Below are 3,998 nucleotides of genomic sequence, written 5' to 3'. Positions count from 1 at the left end.
GGGGTCGCCTTTTCTTTGGTGACTTTCTCTTGGCGACGCAAGAGAAAGTTACTGCGCCGCCGGGCGCACATCCCGCTCCCGCCCTCAAACAAGGCATACAGCAACCACAGCCAAAGACTCAAGGCCGAAGCAAACCAGCAAACTCCAACGCCGCCCGACTCCTAGAAGCCCCCTTGCGCCACAAAATCCCCGCATGCCGCACCATCCCCGGCGAATGCAGATTGATGGCATGCAGGTCCGCCGCCTGCAAGGCAGCACGCTCCGGCGCAATGCTCGCCAGATCCCCCCACCGGCACACATCGAGCAAGCCCTCCACCGACTCCATCTCCACCCGCACCAAAGGCACCACCCCGACGGCCCGCAGGCTCTCATCGATCAGGCGCCGCGTGGTGAACGCCCGCGGCAGCATGGCCAGGGGCACGCCCGCCAGGTCCTTCAAGGCCAGCGTGCGCCGCCGCGCCAGGGGATGCGCCCGGTTCACCACCAGCTGCAGCCGCTCCTCGAACAGCGGCTCGGTCTCGATCTCCTCGCGCTCGGTGGGGTAGAACGCGATGCCCACGTCGAGCTGCCCCTCCACCAGTTGCTCCTCGATGGGTCCGGCGCGCAGGTCGCGCACCACCACGTTCACGCGCGGGTAGGCACTGCTGAAGGCCGCCACGGCCGCCGGCACCAGGGTGTGCAGAAAGGTCGGGATCACGCCCACGGTGAGTGAGCCCGACTGCAGCGCCCCCATGTCGGCCAGGGCCATGCGGCCGGCCTCGATCTCCTGCAGCGCACGCGCGGCATAGGTGCGAAAGGCCACCCCCGCCTGCGACAGCTTGAGCCCCCGGCCCAACCTGTCGAACAGCGCCACGCCCAGCTCCTGCTCCAGCTGGCGCAGGCCGTGCGACAGCGTGGACTGCGTGACGAACAGGTTCTGCGCCGACTGCGTCAGGTGCTCGGTGCGCGCGATGTCCAGGAAATAGCGGAGCTGGCGGATTTCCATGGGTTGACCTTTCTGAGTGGCGAGCGGCAATCGATCCATCGATGGTATCGAACAATGCATTGCAAATGAATCATTGGATTTGCTGGCGGGCAGAAACTAACCTTCGCCTTGACTCCCCACCCCTGACACCGACCGAAGGCCTGCCCCCATGACCAACCACCCCGGTGGTTTCACCATCGAGCGCATCGAAGCGCGCATCCTGGACATCCCCACCATCCGCCCGCATAAGCTCTCGTTCGGCGCCATCAGCCGCCAGAGCCCGGTCATCGTGCAGCTGTGGCTGGCCGATGGCGCCTGCGGTTTCGGCGAGGCGGCCACCATCGGCGGCCCCTCGTGGAACGAGGAATCGCCCGAGAGCATCCACCACGCCATCACCCAGTACCTGGCCCCGGCCCTGCGCGGCCAGGGCGCCGGTGGCTTCGAGGCGGCGCTGGCGCGCATGGACAAGGCCTGCAAGGGCAATGCCTTTGCCAAGAGCGCCGTGGAAATGGCCCTCGTCGACGCCGTGGCCCGCACATTGAGCCTGCAGGCCTGGCAGCTGCTGGGCGGCAAGGTGCACGCCAGCCTGCCCCTGGCCTGGACTCTGGCCAGCGGCAATGTGGAGCGCGACCTCGAGGAGGCCCAGCTGCGCCTGGAGCAGCGGCGCCACCACATCTTCAAGATGAAGATCGGCGCCAACGCCCCGGCCGACGACGTGGCCCACGTGACCCAGATCGCCCGGGGCCTGGCAGGCCGCGCCACGCTGACCGTGGACGTGAACCAGGCCTGGGACGGCAACACCGCGCGCCGCTACCTGCCGCAGCTGGTGGAGGCCGGCGTGACGCTGATCGAGCAGCCCGTGGCCCACTGGAATGTCGGAGCATTGAAAGACCTGACGGCCACGCTGGGCCGTGACGCCCTCATCATGGCCGACGAGACCGTTTGCACCCCGCAGGACGCGATGGCCCTGGCGCGCGACCAGGCCTGCCACGTGTTCTCGCTCAAGGTGGCCAAGCACGGCGGCCTGCTGCGCACGCGCAAGGTGGCGGCGATTGCCGAGGCGGCCGACATCGGCTGGTACGGCGGCACCATGCTGGAGACTTCGCTGGGCAGCGCCGCATCGGCCCACGTGTTCTCCACCCTGGGCCACCAGCACCATGGCTGCGAGCTGTTCGGCCCGCAACTGCTGGTGGACGACATCGTGGAAAAGCAGATGCCGATTGCCGACTTCGCACTGCAGCTGCCCGATGGCCCGGGCTTTGGCGTGGAAGTCTCGCTTGCGCAGCTCGACCGCTTCGACCGCGCGCGCGAAGGCAAGACGCCCGTGCACATCGACCTGGGCCGCCAGACCGCCACCATTTGAGAAAAAAGGAGACTCCCACATGCTGTTCCTCGTCCGCATGGATGTGCACATCCCCCACGACCTGCCTGCCGAACAGGCCAACGAGATCAAGGCCCGCGAAAAGGCCTACTCCCAGGAGCTGCAGCGCGATGGCCGCTGGCCCCACATCTGGCGTGTGGTGGGCGAGTACGCCAACTACAGCGTCTTCGACGTGGCCTCCAACGACGAGCTGCACCAGCTGCTGCAGGGCCTGCCGCTGTTCCCGTTCATGAAGATCTCGGTGACGCCGCTGGCAAAGCACCCCTCGGCCATCTGACAGCACGCCCCCAAAGACAAGAACCGGAGACGACACGAATGAAGCGACAACATCTGCTGGCCCTGCTGGCCGCAACCACCGCGCTGGCCGTGCTGCCCACAGCGCATGCCCAGGCCCCGGGCGCCAATTGGCCGAACAAGCCCATCCGCTGGGTCGTTCCCTTCCCGCCCGGCGGCGCCATGGACGCGATCGCCCGCACCCTGGGCGAGAAGGCCGGCCAGGCGCTGGGCCAGCCCTTCGTGATCGAGAACAAGGCCGGTGCAGGCGGCAACATCGGCGCCGAGTTCGTGTCCAAGCAGCCGGCCGACGGCTACACGCTGATGATCACCTCCATCGGCATGGCCACCAACAAGCCGCTGTACGGCAAGCTGGCCTACGACCCGATCAAGGACTTCGCCCCGGTGAGCCTGCTGGCCGTGGTGCCCAACGTGCTGGTCACCAATGCCACCCAGCCCGACGTGAAGACCGCCGCCGACGTGATCGCCGCCGCACGCAAGGCGCCGGGCAAGCTCACCTACGGATCGGCCGGCAACGGCACCTCGATCCACCTGGCGGGCGAGGTGTTCAACTCGCTAGCGCAGATCGACATGCTGCACATCCCCTACAAGGGCAGCGGCCCGGCCGTGGCCGACCTGCTGGGCGGGCAGATCAACTACATGTTCGACAGCATCACCTCGGCGCGGCCGCACCTCCAGTCGGGCAAGCTGCGCGCGCTGGGCGTGACCACGGCCAGGCGCTCGGCCACCCTGCCCAACGTACCCACGCTGGCCGAGGCCGGCCTGCCGGGCTACGAGGTCTCGCCCTGGTTCGCGGTGTTCATGCCGGCCGGCACGCCCGCGCCCATCGTCAGCAAGCTCAACGCCGCCCTGCGCGATGCGATGAAGCAGCCCGACGTGGTGGCCCGCTTCGAGAACATCGGCGCCGAGCCCGTGGGCTCCACGCCCGCTGAACTGGCCACCCACCTGGCGCGCGAGTCCGATCGCTGGGCGAAATTGATCGCCGAGCGCCACATCAAGCTCGACTGAGCACCACCCCGGCAATTCTTTCCCACGAACCACCCCACAGAGGAGACAAGAACATGGCAGAACTCACCCAGGCCCAGTTGCTCGAACTGGTCAACACGAAGAAGATCGCCCCCGGCAACCCGCGCGTGCGCCAGCTCACCGAGCGCATCGTCACCGACCTGTTCAAGGCCATCGACGAGCTGGACGTGACCCCCGACGAGTTCTGGGCCGCCACTGCCTGGCTCACGCGCCTGGGCGCCGCCGGCCAGACCGGGCTGATCACGGCGGGCCTGGGCTTTGACCGCCTGCTCGACATCCGCGCCGATGAGGCCGACCAGAAGGCCGGGCGCGAGGGCGGCACGCCGCGCGCCA

The 3,998-nt window shown here is 67.9% G+C and carries 5 protein-coding genes; 4 read left to right on the top strand and 1 reads right to left on the bottom strand.

Annotation, left to right across the window (positions count from 1 at the left end):
- Positions 1–118: 118 nt before the first annotated feature.
- The gene (cynR, locus tag PMI14_RS32650) at positions 119–985 is read right to left on the bottom strand and encodes a transcriptional regulator CynR (RefSeq protein ID WP_007861972.1); all 867 of its coding nucleotides are present in this window, start codon (positions 983–985) and stop codon (positions 119–121) included.
- A gap of 148 nt (positions 986–1,133) precedes the next feature.
- Between cynR and PMI14_RS32645 the strand changes: the two genes are divergently transcribed.
- The 4 genes from PMI14_RS32645 to PMI14_RS32630 form a co-directional block, all read left to right on the top strand.
- A complete protein-coding gene (locus PMI14_RS32645) occupies positions 1,134–2,327 on the top strand; it encodes a muconate cycloisomerase family protein (protein WP_007861971.1) in 1,194 nt (397 codons plus the stop codon).
- A 19-nt stretch (positions 2,328–2,346) separates the two neighbouring features.
- Positions 2,347–2,622 (top strand): muconolactone Delta-isomerase, encoded by a 276-nt coding sequence (gene catC, locus PMI14_RS32640; RefSeq protein ID WP_007861970.1) that lies wholly within the window; start codon positions 2,347–2,349, stop codon positions 2,620–2,622.
- A gap of 38 nt (positions 2,623–2,660) precedes the next feature.
- Positions 2,661–3,647, top strand: coding sequence for a tripartite tricarboxylate transporter substrate binding protein (locus PMI14_RS32635; protein WP_007861968.1), 987 nt, complete (start codon positions 2,661–2,663; stop codon positions 3,645–3,647).
- A gap of 53 nt (positions 3,648–3,700) precedes the next feature.
- Positions 3,701–3,998, top strand: a 298-nt coding sequence (locus PMI14_RS32630) for a dioxygenase (protein WP_007861966.1), incomplete at its 3' end; no start/stop codon positions are given.

It is taken from the genome of Acidovorax sp. CF316, assembly GCF_000276605.1.
GTDB lineage: Bacteria > Pseudomonadota > Gammaproteobacteria > Burkholderiales > Burkholderiaceae_C > Acidovorax.
Note: the sequence above shows the minus strand (reverse complement) of the source record. Positions and strands in the feature narration are given on the sequence as shown.